Below are 18,291 nucleotides of genomic sequence, written 5' to 3'. Positions count from 1 at the left end.
ATGCCGGGCGGCGGCGACGCCTTGCCCGGCCTACGGTTCCTGCACCCGGCTCGCCAGGCATCGCGCCGCCGGGCAAGGAGAGCGGGCACGGAGCCGCTTTTATGCCGGGCGGCGACGACGCCTTGCCCGGCCTACGGTCCGTGCGGCCTGCCGTTAATTTACCCGCTTGCGCTGCGGAAACTGCCGGTGCTGGCGACTTCAACATCGCTTAGACATTCCCGGGAGGCCGCGCCAGCCGGGATACCTCAATTACAGCTTACCGCCCATCTGCAAAACCGCGGCGACGTTTCGCGCCGTCATCCGCAGGTTGGCGGCGGCATTGGCCAGCGCTTCATCAAGCGTGCAGATGGTGTACAACACGCTAAATACCGCATCCAGCCCGTGCTGATGCACGACGCCGACATCGGCGGTAAGGCTGCCGGCAATCCCGATCACCGGTACGTTAAATCGCTTCGCCACCCGGGCCACTCCCACCGGCACCTTGCCGTGGATAGTCTGACTGTCGATACGTCCTTCGCCGGTGATCACTAAATCAGCATCCGCCACCCGCTCCGCCAGCTGCAGCGCATCGGTGACAATCTCAATGCCCGGGCGCAGTTGCGCGCCACAAAACGCATACAGCGCCGCGCCCATCCCGCCCGCCGCGCCGCCGCCTTCCAGGCTCAGCACGTCGCAATCTAAATCACGGGCGATGATCCGGGCATAGTGCCGCAGGCCGCTGTCAAGCCGGTCGATCATCTGCGCCGTCGCTCCTTTTTGCGGGCCGAATACCGCGCTGGCGCCCTGCGGGCCGGTCAACGGGTTGGTGACATCGCAGGCCACTTCAATCCGACAATCTGCCAGCCGTGGATCAAGCTCGCCAAGATCGATGCGCGCCAGCGTCTCCAGCGCGCCGCCCCCTGGCGCGATTTGCTGACCGTCGGCGGTCAGCAATTTCGCTCCCAGCCCCTGCGCCATGCCGGCGCCGCCGTCATTGGTCGCGCTGCCGCCAATGCCAATAATGATCTGCCGCACGCCAGCGTCCAGCGCATGGCGAATCAGCTCCCCGGTGCCCCAGGAGGTGGTCAGCAGCGGGTTACGCTGCGCCGGGGGAACGCTTTCCAGCCCGCTGGCCGCCGCCATTTCGATAAAGGCGCACTGGCGATCGCCGGACAGCCCATAAAATGCCTCTACCGGCTCCCCCAGCGGCCCGGTCACCGTCAGCGGCACCTGATGCCCGCCGGTCGCCGCCACCATGGCTTCCACCGTCCCTTCCCCACCGTCGGCAACCGGCAGCCTGACATATTCCGCGTCAGGATAAATCTCGCGAAAGCCATGCTCTATCGCACTGGCTACTTCCAGCGCGGTCAGGCTCTCCTTCCAGGAATCCGGTGCGATCACTATTTTCATCTGCAGTCCTTACTTTGAGCTAACCCCTGTCGCTATCGCGCAATGCCGGCCCCCGCAGAGGCCAGCGGCCTTTTAGCGCACCATGCATGGACGCTTGTTGTCAAAGGTCCAGCCCGGGATCAGGTACTGCATCGCCATCGCATCGTCGCGGGCGCCAAGGCCATGTTTCTTATATAGCTCATTTGCCTGCATGACGCGGTCCATATCCAGCTCAACCCCCAGACCCGGCGTGCTCGGCACCTGCACCATTCCGCCTTTAATTTCAAACGGTTGTTTGGTCAGACGCTGGTTGCCCTCCTGCCAGATCCAGTGGGTATCGATAGCGGTGATCTTGCCCGGCGCCGCAGCCGCGACGTGGGTGAACATCGCCAGCGACACGTCGAAGTGGTTATTGGAGTGCGAACCCCAGGTCAGGCCGAACTCATGACACATCTGCGCCACGCGAACCGATCCCTGCATGGTCCAGAAGTGCGGGTCCGCCAGCGGGATATCCACCGACTGCAGGGAGAGCGTATGACCCATCTGCCGCCAGTCGGTGGCGATCATATTGGTGGCGGTCGGCAGGCCCGTCGCGCGACGGAACTCCGCCATCACTTCGCGGCCGGAGAAGCCCTGCTCAGCGCCGCACGGATCCTCAGCATAGGCCAGCACTCCCTTCAGCTGCTTGCCAATCTGAATGGCTTCTTCAAGCAGCCAGGCGCCGTTCGGATCGAGGGTCACGCGGGCATTCGGGAAGCGCTTCGCCAGGGCACTGATCGCTTCGGCTTCTTCAAAACCGGCCAGTACGCCGCCCTTCAGCTTAAAGTCGTTGAAACCATATTTTTCATAGGCCGCTTCCGCGAGGCGGACCACCGCATCCGGCGTCATTGCCTCTTCATGGCGCAGGCGATACCACTCGCACTGTTCATCCGGCTGGCTCTGATAGGCCAGCGGCGTGGCGTGGCGGTCACCGATAAAGAACAGATACCCCAGCATTTCAACTTCGCTGCGCTGTTGCCCATCGCCGAGCAGCGAGGCGACGTTGACCCCAAGGTGCTGGCCCAGCAGGTCCAGCAGCGCCGCTTCGATCCCGGTCACCACGTGGATGGTGGTGCGCAGGTCAAAGGTCTGCAGGCCGCGGCCGCCGGCGTCACGGTCGGCGAACTGATTGCGCACCGCGCCGAGCACGTTTTTATACTCGCCCAGCGTTTTGCCCACCACCAGCGGAATGGCATCCTCCAGAGTCTGGCGAATTTTTTCGCCTCCCGGAATTTCACCGACGCCGGTATGGCCGGCGTTATCTTTAATAATCACGATATTGCGGGTGAAGTACGGAGCGTGGGCCCCGCTCAGATTCATCAGCATACTGTCATGGCCGGCAACCGGGATCACCTGCATGGTGGTGACAACGGGCGTGGAAGAGAAAGTCGTCATAGCATCATCCTTTTGTAATTAGTGGCGGCCGAAAACAGGACGTTTGCGGTCGAATGTCCAGCCGGGGATCAGGTACTGCATCGGGCCCGCGTCGTTGCGCGCGCCGCCCGGCAGCGCTTTATAGGCCTCATGGGCTCTGCGCACCTGCTCCCAGTCAAGTTCCACGCCGAGTCCCGGCGCGTCTGGCACGGCAATCTTGCCGTTAATAATCTGCAGCGGATTTTTGGTCAGGCGCGCGTCGCCTTCCTGCCAGATCCAGTGGGTGTCGATGGCGGTGGGATGACCCGGCGCGGCGGCGCCGACGTGGGTAAACATCGCCAGGGAAATATCAAAATGGTTGTTGGAATGGCAGCCCCAGGTAAGCCCCCAGTCGTCGCACAGCTGCGCCACTCGTACCGCGCCGGAGAGCGTCCAGAAGTGCGGGTCCGCCAGCGGAATATCGACGGCGTTGAGCATCACCGCATGACCCATCTCGCGCCAGTTGGTGGCGATCATATTGGTGGCGACCGGCAGCCCGGTGGCGCGGCGAAACTCGGCCATCACCTCCCGGCCGGAAAAGCCCTGCTCGGCGCCGCAAGGATCTTCGGCGTAGGTCAGTACATCCTGCAGCCCTTTGCACAGGGCGATCGCCTCATCCAGCAGCCAGGCGCCGTTAGGATCGACGGTGATGCGCGCGTCCGGAAAGCGCTTTTTCAGCGCCCGGGCGGTGTCAATTTCCTGCTCGCCGGGCAGCACGCCGCCCTTCAGCTTAAAGTCTTTGAAACCGTAGCGATCCTGAGCGGCTTCCGCCAGGCGCACCACCGCTTCGCTGTTCAGCGCCTGCTGGTGGCGCAGGCGATACCATTCGTGATCGCCCGGCGTATGGTCCAGATAACCCAGGTCGGTTTTCTGCCGATCGCCGATATAGAACAGGTAGCCCAGCACGGTGACGGCATCACGCTGCTTACCCGGGCCCAGCAGCTCGCAGACCGGCACATTGAGCACCTTGCCGAGCAGGTCGAGCAGCGCGGCCTCCAGCGCCGCTACCGCGTTGACTTTCAGTTCGAAGGTCCATGCCCCTTTGCCAAAGGTGTCGAAATCCGCCGCCTGATTGCCTTTGTGCACCTGCTGCACCACGCGATTGAGACGGGCGACCTCCTGACCTACCACCTGCGGGATGGCCGCCAGCAGCGTCTGGTAGATGACCTCTCCGCCAGGGGCTTCTCCCACGCCGGTGTTGCCGGCGTTATCGGTCAATACCACGATATTGCGGGTAAACCAGGCGTTGTGCGCCCCGCCGATGTTCAGCAGCATGCTGTCGTGCCCGGCCACCGGAATGACCTTCATCTCTGTAATAATCGGGCTGGATTGGGTAGTCATGATTAACGCCCCGCGACAGGTTTCAGTTCAATACGTTTGATGTCGCCCACCAGCACCAGGTAGCTCAGCACCGCCACCAGGGCATGAATGCCGACGTAAACCAGCGCCCCGTTGAACGAGCCGGTGGTGCCGACGATATAGCCGATAGCGATCGGGGTGACGATACCGGAGATATTGCCAAACATGTTGAACAGACCGCCGGAAAGACCGCTAATCTCTTTCGGCGCGGTATCCGCCATCACCGCCCAGCCAAGCGCGCCAATCCCTTTGCCGAAGAAGGCCATCGCCATAAAGCCAATCACCATCCACTCCACGTTGACATAGTTACACATCAGCATGGTCATGGAGAGCAGCATCCCCAGCACAATCGGCGTTTTGCGGGCAATGTTCAGCGAGCCGGTGCGGCGCATTAACCAGTCAGAGATCACCCCGCCCAGCACCCCGCCGACGAAGCCGCACACCGCCGGAATGGAGGCGACAAACCCCGCTTTAAGGATCGACATGCCGCGCGCCTGCACCAGGTAAACCGGGAACCAGGTGATAAAGAAGTAGGTCAGGGCGTTAATGCAGTACTGACCGATATAGATGCCGATCATCATCCGCGATCCGATCAGCTGCTTGATCTGGCCCATTTTGACGCTGAACGGCACCTTCTGCGCGCTGCTCTTTTGATCCATGTTGATCAGGGCGCCGCCTTCGGCGATATATTCCAGTTCCTTCTTGTTTACCCCCGGATGGTTGTTCGGATCGTGGATCACTTTCAGCCAGACAAAGCTAATCACAATCCCCAGGCCGCCCATAAAGAAGAAGACGTGCGACCAGCCCACCTCATGCGTCAGCCAGCCCATGATCGGCGCGAAGATAACGGTGGCAAAGTACTGGGCGGAGTTAAAGATCGCCACCGCCGTGCCGCGCTCCTGCGCCGGGAACCAGGCGGCCACGATACGGCTGTTACCCGGGAATGACGGCGATTCGGCCAGGCCAACGAGGAAGCGCAGGGTAAACAGCGCGACGATAATGCCAAAGCCGCTGAAGATGTCGACGAAGCCCTGCAGCAGGGTAAACATCGACCAGATGAAGATCGACCAGAAATAGACGCGCTTCGAACCGAAGCGGTCGAGCAGCCAGCCGCCCGGGATCTGGCCGATGACATAAGCCCATGAGAACGCGGAGAAGACATACCCCATTCCCACCGGATCCAGGCCGATATCTTTGGCCATTTCCGAACCGGCGATCGACAGCGTCGCCCGGTCGCCATAGTTAAAAGAGGTGACGATAAACAGCATCACCACTATCCAGTAGCGGGCGTTGGTGCGCTTTTCAGCCGCCGTCGCCGCCTGACTTAATGAACTCATTGTTGTACTCCTGAATCATAGCGTTTAGCTACGTTCATTCTGAACAGCACAACCTGTAGGGTAATCAGAATGACGTGGTCGTGTTTTGATAGTTGTCGTTATATCTGGCACTGCATTTATCACTGGCTGGAGCAGTATATGAAGAGGCACACCGCGGCTCACCGTGCATCTACACAGCTTTTACGCCGCTATTGCAGGTGGTTTATGGCGTATGCCTGAAAGAATGGGGGGAAGTTCACGGAAATGAAAAACCAGCGCCGCGGGTGGTCAAAAGCGCAGCAATAAGAGCCGGAGTGTGAAATACCTCTCTTGACCCGGTGAAACCGGCTGGCTTAACCCATGATATTGCTAAGGATATTGTGCATTTGCCTGAAGGCGTGCCGCCCGGAAAGGGATACACTTTTGCTGTCCGCGTATCTGGCCGCGACATCTTGAAAGGGCGCCCTCTGCGTAGGGAGAGGGCAGCGCTTTTATTCCAGCAGGGTAGCCCACTGCTCAACCCATGGATTAGAGACGCTCTCCGGCTCCGGATCTTCGCTGGCGTCAATCTTCAGTATATCGCCGATGCGCTTCGCGCCCTGCTCCTGCAGCAGTTGATCGAACTTCAGGCCTCCGCCGCAAAAGTTGGCGTAGGTGCTGTCGCCCAGCGCGATAATGCCGTAGCGCAGGTGAGGCTGATACATATCTTTAATGCCCTCATACAGCGGGACGATGCTGTCCGGCAGATCGCCCTGCCCGGTGGTGGAGGTGACCACCAGCACATACTTACCCGTGTAGGATTCCCAGTCGTTGACCTGCGGATCCTCATACACGGTAGCCTTGTGTCCCAGTCCGCTGAGGATCGCTTCCGCTTCTTCCGCGACCAGCAGCGAGTTGCCGTACATGGTGCCGACAAAAATTCCGACTTCCGCCATGCTATTATCTCCCTGGATTGACCTTATTCTCTTCATCCTGACCGCAGTCGTCGGCAAACTCAACCCTTTCATTTAGCGGGAGAAGCCCGCGCCAGCCAAACTGCGACAGCGCACGCATCCAGACGTCGTCAAAACCGGCGCGCAGGGTCAGCGGCTCACCGGTAAAGGGATGGGTTAACGACAGTTCGCTGGCGTGCAGCATCAGGCGGTGACAGCCGAAATGCTCCGCGGCGCTGCGGTTTTGCCGCAGATCGCCGTGCTTGCTGTCGCCGAGGATCGGATGACGCAGGTGGGCCAGATGGCGGCGCAGCTGGTGCTTGCGGCCGGTTTTCGGCTCCAGTTCCACCAGCCCGTAGCGGGTGGTGGGATAACGCCCGGTCGCCACCGGCATCTCCACCGTCGCCAGACCACGGTAATGGGTCACCGCCGGCTGCGGCCCTTTGTCTTCGCGGGCGAACTTATCGGCGATTTTATCCAGCTCTTCCACCAGCGGATAATCGAGCAGCGCCTCTTCCATCAGCCAGCCGCGGACGATCGCATGGTAGCGCTTCTGGATCTGATGCTGCTCGAACTGCTGCGCCAGCAGGCGACCCGCCTCGCTTGACAGCCCCATGAGCAGGACGCCGGAGGTGGGCCGGTCGAGGCGATGGGCGGTAAAAACGTGCTGGCCGATCTGGTCGCGCACGGTCTGCATCACCACCACTTTCTCATCGCGATCGAGCCAGCTGCGATGCACCAGCCAGCCCGACGGTTTGTTGACCGCCACCAGCCAGTCGTCCTGGTAGATTATCTCCAGCATCAGGCCTGCTCACCGGCAAACAGCGCGTCCAGCAGCAGCAGCTCCGCCAGCATGGATTCGCGAACCGGGTGGGCTTGATCCAGCGCCATTTCGTAATACGGCGTAACGGCGAAATTTTGCGGCAGCGGCTGGCCGCTCTCCAGCAGCTGATGCATACGCGGGATCAGGACCCACTGCAGCCACTCCAGCGGCTCCAGAGTATCCAGGCAAAACGGCTTATCGCTGGCGAAGGCGCTGCTGTCCGGTGCCGTCTCCTGCCAGTGCTCTGTTTCGCGCAGCAGGGCTTCAATGGCGCGCAGGCGATCGCGCACGCTATCGTCAAGAGTCATGGGGGAAACCTCGATGAGTTAAAAACCGGGCGCAGGATAGCAAATCCGCAGGAGAAATAAAAAAAGGGAGCACTGTATAAACAGTGCTCCCGGTTCGTTTTGCAGCATTCCCGCTACATTGGTGCTCCCTGCTCGTCCTTGAAAACTTTTCCTGAGGTCTCCTGACCATGTTCATCCATAAACTCGTGCATCCTGCTTTCACACCACCCCGATGCGAAATGACTTATCCTTAAGTTTGTCCCGATCTTCCAGATCCACCGTTCATCCTGAGCGGCTCTCATTCTCCATCCTGGAGGTGTCCATTACGCGATCCTGCGTTATCCTTGCTTCATCCTGAAGCCTGTCCTTGCAACGCCATCCTGGCGGGTCCTACAGAAGCGCCATCATCCTGATGTTCGCTTCATTTCGCGACTTCCTGTCGACAGACATAGGATCACTGATTCTGCCTCTTCTTACAACCCTTCTTGAGACAATCTCTTAAGATTAGTCCCCACTCAAAAGGACGAAAAAATAAAAATCCAATTTAATACCAATAAGTTAACAAAAAAAGATTGGATTAAATTTGCCTTAAATGATGATGATCTCTTACAGGTTTTGTAAGAGATCTCTCACAAATGACCAGGCAGACTGGATTACAGAACCGGCTCAAGCTGGTTGAGGAAACCCGCAAGCGAGGGGGAAAGGGTGATGCGTTTGGCGGTGCCGAGGGTCTCTTTGACGACTTCACCGCTGAGATTACAGACGGAAATGACATCCAGTTCACTCTCGAGGGTGGCGATAAACAGCGTCGGCGCCAGCTTCAGCCGCTTCTGCACCACCAGATGCCCGATGAGGTTTTCCTGCACCCGCTGGAAATCCTCTTCACTCCAGGTCTGCAGCAGCGTTAGCGTTTCGCCGGCAAACCGGCCGGTCATATCGCCGGCAAACTGAGTGGTATAATAAGAATGAAGCGGCTGTTGTACCACAATATCCAGGGCGCGTTCAACCGCGCTGATATTTTGCGCCAGCGAAAACGGCTGCGGCTGCCAGAACACGGCCTCGCCCTGGGTGTCGACGACGCAAGGCGACGGGACGCCATAAAGCTCTTCACTGCGCGGCAGGCTGTGGCGCTGCTGCTGCCAGGCGGCGCAATAACGTTGGGTAAAAGCATGCAGCGCTTCTGCGGTCTGATGGTCCACCGGTTTCTCTCTTCACGTTAGACAGGATACACTGGGGTCATAGTGTACCCGCTTTACTATGGTGAAACATGTCTTCTTACGATAATCATCAGGCGCTGGCCGGCCTGACGCTCGGTAAATCAACCGATTACCGCGATACCTATGACGCCTCGCTGCTGCAGGGCGTTCCGCGCAGCCTTAACCGCGACCCGCTTGGCCTGCATGCCGACAACCTGCCGTTTCACGGCGCCGATATCTGGACGCTGTACGAACTCTCCTGGCTGAACGGCAAAGGCCTGCCACAGGTGGCCGTCGGCCACGTCGAACTGCCCGACACCAGCGTTAATCTGGTGGAGTCAAAAAGCTTTAAGCTTTATCTCAACAGCTTTAACCAGACGCGTTTCGCCAGCTGGCAGGAGGTTGAAGAGACGCTGACCCGCGATCTGAGCGCCTGCGCCCAGGGCGAGGTCAAGGTCTCGCTGTATCGGCTGGATGAACTGGAAGGCCAGCCGATTGCTCACCTCCACGGCGCCTGCATCGACGATCAGGATATCGAGATCGATAACTATCAGTTCAGCGCCGACTACCTGCAGGGCGCCGCCAGCGGCAAAATCGTGGAAGAGACGCTGGTCAGCCACCTGCTGAAGTCCAACTGCCTGATCACCCACCAGCCGGACTGGGGCTCGGTGCAGATCCAGTATCGCGGGGCGAAAATCGACCGCGAGCAGCTCCTGCGCTATCTGGTCTCGTTCCGCCACCATAACGAATTCCATGAGCAGTGCGTCGAGCGCATCTTTAACGATATTCTCCGTTTCTGCCAGCCGGAATCGCTTTCCGTTTACGCCCGCTATACGCGACGCGGCGGTCTGGATATCAACCCCTGGCGCAGTAACGGCGACTTTTCCCCTGCCACCGGCCGCCTCGCCCGACAATAATAAACATTTTCACAATTTGCGTGCGTTTAGACGCGCGCAAGGTTGTGGAAACGCCGCTCGCAGGGCTATTGTAATCACAGGAAGACCATAAGCGTCCTGTAAGGAGTTCACTTGATTACACATGTTAGCCCGCTTGGTTCAATGGATATGCTGTCGCAGCTGGAAGTGGATATGCTTAAGCGCACCGCCAGCAGCGATCTGTATCAACTCTTTCGCAACTGCTCGCTTGCTGTGCTCAACTCGGGGAGCCTGACCGATAACAGCAAGGAGCTTCTGTCCCGTTTTGAAAATTTCGATATTAACGTGCTGCGTCGCGAACGCGGCGTGAAGCTGGAACTGATCAACCCGCCGGAAGAGGCCTTCGTTGACGGGCGCATTATTCGTTCCCTGCAGGCCAACCTGTTTGCCGTGCTGCGCGATATCCTGTTCGTGTACGGCCAGATCCACAATACCGTTCGCTTCCCGAACCTCGATCTCGAAAGTTCGGTCCATATCACCAACCTGGTATTCTCGATCCTGCGCAACGCCCGCGCGCTGCACGTCGGCGAAGCGCCGAACATGATCGTCTGTTGGGGCGGCCACTCGATCAACGAAAACGAATACCTCTACGCCCGCCGCGTCGGTACGCAGCTGGGACTGCGGGAACTCAACATCTGCACCGGCTGCGGGCCTGGCGCGATGGAAGCGCCGATGAAAGGCGCCGCCGTCGGCCACGCGCAGCAGCGCTACAAAGACAGCCGCTTTATCGGCATGACCGAACCATCCATTATCGCCGCGGAACCGCCAAACCCGCTGGTCAATGAACTGATCATCATGCCGGACATCGAAAAGCGTCTGGAGGCCTTCGTGCGCATCGCCCACGGGATCATCATCTTCCCGGGCGGCGTCGGCACCGCCGAAGAGCTGCTTTACCTGCTGGGTATTCTGATGCATCCGGATAACAAAGCGCAGGTGCTGCCGCTGATCCTCACCGGACCGAAAGAGAGCGCTGACTACTTCCGCGTGCTGGACGAATTTATCACCCATACTCTGGGCGAATCCGCCCGTCGCCACTACCGGATCATCATCGACGACCCGGCGGAAGTGGCGCGGCAGATGAAAAAAGCGATGCCGCTGGTGAAAGAGAGCCGTCGCGAGACCGACGACGCCTACAGCTTCAACTGGTCGATTCGTATCTCGCCGGACCTGCAGATGCCGTTTGATCCGACCCATGAAAACATGGCCAACCTCAAACTCTCCCCGGACCAGCCGGTGGAAGTGCTGGCCGCCGACCTGCGCCGCGCCTTCTCCGGCATTGTCGCGGGTAACGTCAAAGAGGTGGGCATCCAGGCCATCGAGCAGTACGGTCCTTATAAGCTGCACGGCGACCCGGAGATGATGCGCCGCATGGACGATCTGCTGCAGGGCTTCGTCGCCCAGCACCGCATGAAGCTCCCGGGCGGCACCGCCTATATTCCCTGCTACGAAATCATCGCCTGATTTCCGTCCCGCCGGGGCAGCGCCTGTTGCCCCGGCGGGCACGCTTTCTCTGACTTCCAAAACGCGCTAAAAAACTTTCTGTTACTCATCAAACAGCTAAATTATTTTTACATAGCCAATCGTTTGCGTTGGTAAAAACTGCGACAATTATCACTGCAAAAAATGGTTTTAAGCGCAAAAACGTCGACCACTTCTCTTTTTTACAGTAAATCCCTCGTTATTACGCCCCCCAGCTTTTATCTCATATGCTGCAAATGGTAGCCTGCGCGCCACAAATCGCTGGCTGATCACCAGAAACAGGCTGTTGGACTAAAAATACGCACATTGAAAGTGGATTATTGCATTTGAGATCGCGATCACTGATGCATAAACCATATAAATGTATCTTTCCGGCCCAATTATTACGGAGAAAATTTCTAAAAAAACCGTAATTAAACGAATTTCGTGTTACGCAATTGTATTTGTTCATTAGATTTTGTTGATTCCTCCAGGAGATACAGATGGAAACCACTCAAACCAGCACCATCGTTTCGGGCGAAACCCGCAGCGGATGGCGTAAAACCGACACCATGTGGATGCTGGGCCTGTACGGTACAGCGATCGGCGCGGGCGTCTTGTTCCTGCCGATCAACGCCGGCGTCGGCGGCATGATCCCCCTGATTATCATGGCGATTCTGGCCTTCCCGATGACCTTCTTCGCCCACCGCGGTATGACCCGCTTCGTGCTCTCCGGCAAAAACCCGGGCGAAGACATCACTGAAGTGGTTGAAGAACACTTCGGCGTAGGCGCAGGTAAGCTGATTACCCTGCTCTACTTCTTCGCTATCTACCCAATCCTGTTGGTCTACAGCGTGGCGATCACCAATACCGTCGAAAGCTTCATGGCGCACCAGCTGCACATGACGCCGCCGCCGCGCGCGATTCTGTCGCTGATCCTGATCGTCGGCATGATGACCATCGTGCGTTTCGGCGAGCAGATGATCGTGAAAGCGATGAGCATTCTGGTGTTTCCGTTCGTAATCGCCCTGATGATTCTGGCGCTGTACCTGATCCCGCAGTGGAACGGCGCGGCGCTGGAGACCCTCTCCCTGAGCGGCGCCTCCGTCACCGGCAACGGCCTGCTGATGACCCTGTGGCTGGCGATCCCGGTCATGGTCTTCTCTTTCAACCACTCGCCGATCATCTCCTCCTTCGCGGTTGCCAAGCGTGAAGAGTACGGCGAAGGCGCCGAGAAAAAATGCTCCAGCATCCTGGCTCGCGCCCATATCATGATGGTGCTGACCGTGATGTTCTTCGTCTTCAGCTGCGTCCTGAGCCTCTCTCCGGCAGACCTGGCGGCGGCGAAAGAGCAGAACATCTCGATTCTGTCTTACCTTGCGAACCACTTTAACGCGCCAATCATTGCCTGGATGGCGCCGATCATCGCGATGATCGCCATCACCAAATCCTTCCTCGGCCACTACCTGGGCGCCCGCGAAGGCTTTAACGGCATGGTGATTAAGTCCCTGCGCGGTAAAGGCAAATCTATCGAAATCAACAAACTGAACAAGCTGACCGCGCTGTTCATGCTGGTGACCACCTGGATTGTCGCGACGCTGAACCCGAGCATCCTCGGCATGATCGAGACCCTTGGCGGCCCGATTATCGCGATGATCCTGTTCCTGATGCCGATGTACGCGATTCAGAAAGTGCCGGCGATGCGTAAATACAGCGGCCACGTCAGCAACGTCTTCGTGGTGATTATGGGTCTGATTGCCATCTCCGCGATCTTCTACTCGCTGTTCAGCTAATTCAGTCAACATCTCCCCCCGCGCCGCTGAACGGCGGCGCGCTTTCCGACAGCACGGGAATGCATATGATCAGCGTATTCGATATCTTTAAAATCGGCATTGGCCCTTCCAGCTCCCATACCGTTGGACCGATGAAAGCGGGCAAACAATTCACTGACGACCTGATCGCGCGCGGCCTGCTGGCCGAGGTGACCAAAGTGGTCGTCGACGTCTACGGCTCCCTCTCCCTGACCGGTAAAGGCCACCATACCGATATCGCGATTATCATGGGGCTCGCCGGCAACCTGCCGGACACCGTCGACATCGACGCTATCCCTGGCTTTATTCAGGACGTTAACACCCATGGTCGCCTGATGCTGGCCAACGGCCAGCACGAAGTGGACTTCCCGGTCGATCAGTGCATGAATTTCCATGCCGACAACCTGTCGCTGCATGAGAACGGCATGCGCATCACCGCCCTGGCCGGCGACCAGGCGCTCTACAGCCAGACGTACTACTCCATCGGCGGCGGCTTTATCGTCGATGAAGCGCACTTCGGCCAGACCACCGACGCGCCGGTGGCCGTCCCTTACCCCTATAAAAACGCCGCCGACCTGCAGCGTCACTGCCGCGAAACCGGGCTGTCGCTCTCCGGCCTGATGATGCAGAACGAACTGGCGCTGCACAGTAAAGAGGCGCTGGAGCAACACTTCGCCGCGGTGTGGGAAGTGATGAGCGCCGGTATTGAGCGCGGCATCACCACCGAAGGCGTCCTGCCGGGCAAACTGCGCGTTCCGCGCCGGGCTGCCGCGCTGCGCCGCATGCTGGTGAGCCAGGACACCACCAACAGCGACCCGATGGCGGTGGTCGACTGGATCAATATGTTCGCCCTCGCGGTGAACGAAGAGAACGCCGCCGGCGGCCGGGTGGTGACGGCGCCGACCAACGGCGCCTGCGGTATCGTGCCGGCAGTGCTGGCCTATTACGACAAGTTTATCCGCAAGGTGAACAGCAACTCCCTGGCGCGCTATATGCTGGTGGCCAGCGCGATTGGTTCGCTCTATAAGATGAACGCCTCGATCTCCGGCGCCGAAGTGGGCTGCCAGGGTGAAGTGGGCGTCGCCTGCTCGATGGCGGCGGCCGGTCTGGCTGAACTGCTGGGCGGCAGCCCGGGCCAGGTGTGCATCGCGGCAGAGATCGCCATGGAGCATAACCTCGGTCTGACCTGCGACCCTGTCGCCGGCCAGGTGCAGGTGCCGTGCATCGAACGCAACGCTATCGCCGCCGTGAAAGCGGTCAACGCCGCGCGAATGGCGCTGCGCCGGACCAGCGAGCCGCGCGTCTGCCTCGATAAAGTCATTGAGACCATGTACGAAACCGGCAAAGACATGAACGCCAAGTACCGGGAAACCTCTCGCGGGGGGCTGGCGATGAAGATTGTCGCCTGCGATTAACCTGCTGGCCCGCCGGGCGTCGCCGCGGCGGGCTCTCTCCCCCATTTTTGTTATATCAATTAAAATTTAGTTATTTAATGGTTATAAGCGCTGTTTGTTACCTTACGCAAAACGCTAAGGAGAACAGACAATGTCCAACCGATTCCGCCCCGCGTGGCTGCTGGTCCTCGCCGCCCTTTCCGCCTCCGCGCTGGCCAAAGCGCCGGAGACCGTCAACATCGGCTATCAAAAGGCGAACATCTTCGCGCTGCTGAAATATCGCGGCACCCTGGATGAAAGCCTGAAAAAACAGGGTATTGCCGTACGCTGGGTCGAATTCCCCGCCGGGCCGCAAATGCTGGAGGGGCTCAACGTCGGCAGTATCGATCTGGCCGCGACCGGCGATGCGCCTCCGGCCTTTGCCCAGGCGGCGCAAGCCGATCTGGTCTACCTTGCCCACTCCCCCGCTAACCCGAAAACGGAAGCCATTGTGGTGCCTGAACAGTCGGCAATCCACAGCGTGGCCGACCTGAAAGGTAAGCGCGTGGGGCTGAACAAGGGGTCTGACGTCAACTACCTGCTGGTCGCCGCGCTGGAAAAAGCGGGCCTCAGCTATAAAGACATCACCCCGGTCTATCTTCCGCCAGCGGACGCCCGCGCCGCTTTCCAGCGCGGGGCGATTGATGCGTGGGTGATCTGGGATCCGTTCCTCGCGGAAGTGGAAACCAACGCGAAAGCCCGACAAATACGCAACGCCGAGGGGCTGGTGCCGCACTACACCTTCTATCTCGCCAGCCGCAAGTTTGCGGATACCTACCCGGAGACGGCAAAACAGGTGGTGGATGAGCTGGGTAAACTCAGCGCGTGGGCGAACAGCCATCAGGACGAGGCCGCTGGCCTCCTGTCGACCTCAACCGGGCTGGATAAAGCCATCTGGCTGAAGACCCTGGCCCGCCTGCCCTACGGCGCCGAACGCATGACGCCGGCGGTGTATAACGAACAGCAGGCGCTGGCGGATACCTTTACGCGCATCGGCCTGCTGCCGGTGAAAGTCGACGTGCGCAGCGCCACCTGGTCGCTGGATAAACCTTAGTTTTCCCGGCGGCGGGAGGCATAGCCCCCCGTCGCCGACGGGCTTACCCCACCGTTTTCTCACCATTGCCAATCTGCCAGATAAAGGTCGGCGCTTCACCGTTCACCAGCCAGTTTCCGATATTGCGCGCCTTGTAAATCACCGGATTATGCGAGGCGACCGTCCGCGCATTACGCCAGTGACGGTCCAGCGCCAGTCGGCTTCGCGTATCCGACGCCCCAAGGGCATTGAACAGCTCCGTCGCTGCCCGCGGGATCCAGTCGCTGGCGATCACCTGCGCCTGCGCCGCTTCCACTTCCGCCAGCTGGTTACGCCGGGCAATCAACGCTTCGTCGTCGCTGACGTGCGCCACATAGGCCTGCTGCAGCGATTCCGCGGCCTGGAGGACCGCGGCCCGGGTCGCCCATGCCCAGCTGCTGATCTGCCCAACCACCTGCAGAACCTGGGCGTCATCGCGCGGTACGGCGGCGTTGCCGTGGCTGTACATCCGGGAGCGGTGTTTGACGCCCTGTGCGGCATCCCGCTCAACCGCCAGGCCAATGCCCGCGAGGGTCGCCAGCAGCACATGCTGGTAGAACGCGGTTTGATAGCGAAAGCGCTGGGCAAAATCGTAGACGTGGTCGGCTTCCACCCGGGCGCCGGTGAAGCGGGTGGTCCCGCTGCCGGTCAGCCGCTGGCCAAAGCCATCCCAGTCGTCTTCCCGCGCCACGCCGGGCTGTTGGGTGCTGACCAGGGCGATCACATCGCCACCGGTATCACTGCGCCGGGCAAACACGTCGATCCAGTCGGCGTACAGCGCGCCAGTGCTGTAGAACTTCTCGCCGTCGAGTCGCCAGCCGTCCTCTGCCGGCGTCACCCGGGTGTTCACCTCCCCCAGCTTAACCGCGCCGATCTCCGTCCAGCCGCTGCCCACCAGCTCGCCGTCGAGGAAGCGACGAAACCAGCGGTCGCGCCCGGCGGAATCCGGCTGATTAAGCTGATCTTCCACAAAGGCAAAGTGCGCGCGCAGGGCCTGCGGCAGGTTAGAGTCCGCTTGCGCCAGCTCAATCAGCAGCGCGCTGAGCTGCGGCAGCGAAGCGCCCCAGCCGCCCTTCTCACGAGGAATACGCAGCGTGCCGAAGCCCGCCTCCTTTAGCCAGCGGATCGGCTCCTCGGGCAGAATGCGCTGCTGTTCGCGCTCCGCGGCGCCCTGGGCGATGCGGGTGAAAATCGGGCGGAAGGCGGCTGCCAGCGCGTCATAATCGGTGCCTGTGGAGAGCAAGGTCATTGTCGGTTCCTTATTCATTGATTGCGTCAATATCTTCTCGCGTCGGTTCATGACGGACCGCCAGCAGGAAGAAAATAGGAATAATGGCGGCAAGCGAGACCACCCAGAACATCTGCGTGCCGAGGGAGGCCTGCAGCAGCGGCAGAATAAACAACGCCAGCGCGCTGCCGATCCCGGAGAGTGCCCGGCTGAAACCGACCCCGGTGGCGCGAATGGCAGTAGGATAGGAGAGCGCCGGGTAGATCATCAGCTGCGCCCCCGGGCCAAACCCTTCGGCGAACAGCCACAGCCCCAGCATCGCGATAGCCAGCACGATACCTGCCGTCGCGTGCGGTTGCCCCACCAGCGCCAGCACAATCAGCGCCACAAACTGCAGGGCGAAGCCGGCTATCGCCACATGACGCGAAGGATATTTCCACGCCAGATGCATACCAAGCAGCCCGCCGGTAAAGGCGAACAGGGCGTTCAGCCCCAGTGATGCCGAAATGGTTTCGAAGACGCCAGCCCCGAGGAACTGGGCAAGAATTGACGGCAGGAAAAAGGCAATCGCCGTGTACTCGAAGGAGATACAGATATTCATCACCCCGGCGACGATAGTCCGCTCGCGGTAGGGTTTTTCGAACAGCACGCGGAAGCTCACTTTCGGCGCTGGCGCGGGCTTCGCCGCCGGGACCTCATGGGCATGGATCCCCCAGGAGTCGCGTAAAATACGCACCGCAGAGGTCAGATCGCCCTGGTTCGCGGCCCACAGCGGGGATTCGTTCATAAACCGGCTGCGGATGGCGATAATCAGCAGCGCCGGCACGGCGCCGAACAACAGGGAGGCGCGCCACAGCCAGTCCAGATGCTCCTGCGGCAGCAGAAAATAGAGGCCGAAGATAATGAGAAAGCAGACGGTCGAGGCGGCGTACCACATCGGGCACCACGCCGCGAGGCGAGCCGCTTTATTGCCTTTGCCGGCAAAACGGGAAAACTCGGCAAGATAGGACATCGCCACCGGCAGGTCGATGCCGACGCCGATGCCCATCAGGAAGCGGGCGCCAATCAACACCCAGACGTTCGGCGCCAGCCCGGCGGCGATAGCCGAAATAACAAAAAAGAACATATCGGCCATAAACACCGAATAGCGACCATATTTATCGGTCAGCCAACCGCCGATGATATTGCCGACGATGGTCCCGACCATAATGGAGGAGGTCACCAGGCCGGTCAGCAACGGCGAGAGCTGAAATTCACGCACGACGTCATCAATACCGTAAGAGAGCGTGGTTAAGTCATACGCGTCGAGAAAAACGCCGCCCAGCGCGAGGAAGACAATCATCCGCGCATATTTCGCCTGTTCCCTGCCGGAATTAATTAGCCGCGCCACATCCCCGACGCTACTGACCGGTACCGAAGCGATACCGGGATTATCCACTGGTAATGTACTCATTTTTTCACCTTATTATTTTGTGCAGGTCATCAGCGGTTATAAACCTCGAGCGGCGACAATCAAAACAACAAACCATGCTATTAAAATCAATATAATCAATAAGTTAATTTAAAACACCAGCACAAAAAGGACGCGCTTTCGCGCATCCTCAAGGGAAATAAATAACAA

Annotated in this window: 15 protein-coding genes; 5 read left to right on the top strand and 10 right to left on the bottom strand. The window is 59.5% G+C overall.

Annotated elements, in window-relative coordinates:
• Positions 1-249: 249 nt before the first annotated feature.
• The 8 genes from QLG03_RS25095 to syd all read right to left on the bottom strand — a co-directional run bounded on the left by QLG03_RS25095 (position 250) and on the right by syd (position 8,736).
• Complete coding sequence (locus QLG03_RS25095; RefSeq protein ID WP_282473677.1) at positions 250-1,389, bottom strand: glycerate kinase; 1,140 nt, start codon at positions 1,387-1,389, stop codon at positions 250-252.
• A gap of 72 nt (positions 1,390-1,461) precedes the next feature.
• Positions 1,462-2,802, bottom strand: coding sequence for a glucarate dehydratase (gudD, locus tag QLG03_RS25090; protein ID WP_023290833.1), 1,341 nt, complete (start codon positions 2,800-2,802; stop codon positions 1,462-1,464).
• Between the two features lie 18 nt (positions 2,803-2,820).
• Positions 2,821-4,161 carry an enolase C-terminal domain-like protein gene (locus QLG03_RS25085; protein ID WP_049014191.1) on the bottom strand — a complete coding sequence of 447 codons (1,341 nt, stop codon included), beginning with the start codon at positions 4,159-4,161 and terminating at the stop codon, positions 2,821-2,823.
• 2 nt (positions 4,162-4,163) lie between these two features.
• The gene (locus tag QLG03_RS25080) at positions 4,164-5,516 is read right to left on the bottom strand and encodes an MFS transporter (protein WP_023290835.1); all 1,353 of its coding nucleotides are present in this window, start codon (positions 5,514-5,516) and stop codon (positions 4,164-4,166) included.
• 470 nt (positions 5,517-5,986) lie between these two features.
• Positions 5,987-6,430 carry a flavodoxin gene (locus tag QLG03_RS25075; protein ID WP_255988675.1) on the bottom strand — a complete coding sequence of 148 codons (444 nt, stop codon included), beginning with the start codon at positions 6,428-6,430 and terminating at the stop codon, positions 5,987-5,989.
• 4 nt (positions 6,431-6,434) lie between these two features.
• Positions 6,435-7,229, bottom strand: a complete 795-nt coding sequence (truC, locus tag QLG03_RS25070; RefSeq protein ID WP_032453917.1) for a tRNA pseudouridine(65) synthase TruC — start codon at positions 7,227-7,229, stop codon at positions 6,435-6,437.
• Positions 7,229-7,558 carry a YqcC family protein gene (locus QLG03_RS25065; protein WP_023290837.1) on the bottom strand — a complete coding sequence of 110 codons (330 nt, stop codon included), beginning with the start codon at positions 7,556-7,558 and terminating at the stop codon, positions 7,229-7,231. The genes truC and QLG03_RS25065 overlap by 1 nt, the downstream gene beginning before the upstream one ends.
• Before the next feature lie 632 nt (positions 7,559-8,190).
• The gene (gene syd, locus QLG03_RS25060; protein WP_023290838.1) at positions 8,191-8,736 is read right to left on the bottom strand and encodes a SecY-interacting protein; all 546 of its coding nucleotides are present in this window, start codon (positions 8,734-8,736) and stop codon (positions 8,191-8,193) included.
• Between the two features lie 68 nt (positions 8,737-8,804).
• Between syd and queF the strand changes: the two genes are divergently transcribed.
• The 5 genes from queF (at position 8,805) to QLG03_RS25035 (ending at position 15,424) form a co-directional block, all read left to right on the top strand.
• Entirely contained in the window at positions 8,805-9,650 is an 846-nt protein-coding gene (gene queF, locus QLG03_RS25055; RefSeq protein ID WP_023290839.1) for an NADPH-dependent 7-cyano-7-deazaguanine reductase QueF, read from the top strand.
• Positions 9,651-9,761: 111 nt separating this feature from the next.
• The gene (ppnN, locus tag QLG03_RS25050; protein ID WP_023290840.1) at positions 9,762-11,129 is read left to right on the top strand and encodes a nucleotide 5'-monophosphate nucleosidase PpnN; all 1,368 of its coding nucleotides are present in this window, start codon (positions 9,762-9,764) and stop codon (positions 11,127-11,129) included.
• A gap of 500 nt (positions 11,130-11,629) precedes the next feature.
• Entirely contained in the window at positions 11,630-12,919 is a 1,290-nt protein-coding gene (locus QLG03_RS25045; RefSeq protein ID WP_023290841.1) for an HAAAP family serine/threonine permease, read from the top strand.
• A 65-nt stretch (positions 12,920-12,984) separates the two neighbouring features.
• Positions 12,985-14,352, top strand: coding sequence for an L-serine ammonia-lyase (locus tag QLG03_RS25040; protein ID WP_044524543.1), 1,368 nt, complete (start codon positions 12,985-12,987; stop codon positions 14,350-14,352).
• Between the two features lie 130 nt (positions 14,353-14,482).
• Positions 14,483-15,424, top strand: coding sequence for an aliphatic sulfonate ABC transporter substrate-binding protein (locus tag QLG03_RS25035; RefSeq protein WP_044524545.1), 942 nt, complete (start codon positions 14,483-14,485; stop codon positions 15,422-15,424).
• Positions 15,425-15,467: 43 nt separating this feature from the next.
• Here QLG03_RS25035 and QLG03_RS25030 read toward each other — a convergent pair whose 3' ends face one another.
• Positions 15,468-16,691, bottom strand: a complete 1,224-nt coding sequence (locus tag QLG03_RS25030; protein ID WP_110243434.1) for an acyl-CoA dehydrogenase family protein — start codon at positions 16,689-16,691, stop codon at positions 15,468-15,470.
• Positions 16,692-16,701: 10 nt separating this feature from the next.
• Positions 16,702-18,123 (bottom strand): MFS transporter, encoded by a 1,422-nt coding sequence (locus QLG03_RS25025; protein ID WP_064155027.1) that lies wholly within the window; start codon positions 18,121-18,123, stop codon positions 16,702-16,704.
• Between the last annotated feature and the right edge of the window lie 168 nt (positions 18,124-18,291).

The organism is Klebsiella sp. V115_8, from assembly GCF_029967715.1.
In the GTDB taxonomy this organism is placed as follows: Bacteria; Pseudomonadota; Gammaproteobacteria; order Enterobacterales; family Enterobacteriaceae; genus Klebsiella; species Klebsiella quasipneumoniae.
The sequence above is the reverse complement of the archived record's forward strand: the minus strand, read 5'-3'. Positions and strand labels throughout refer to the sequence as shown.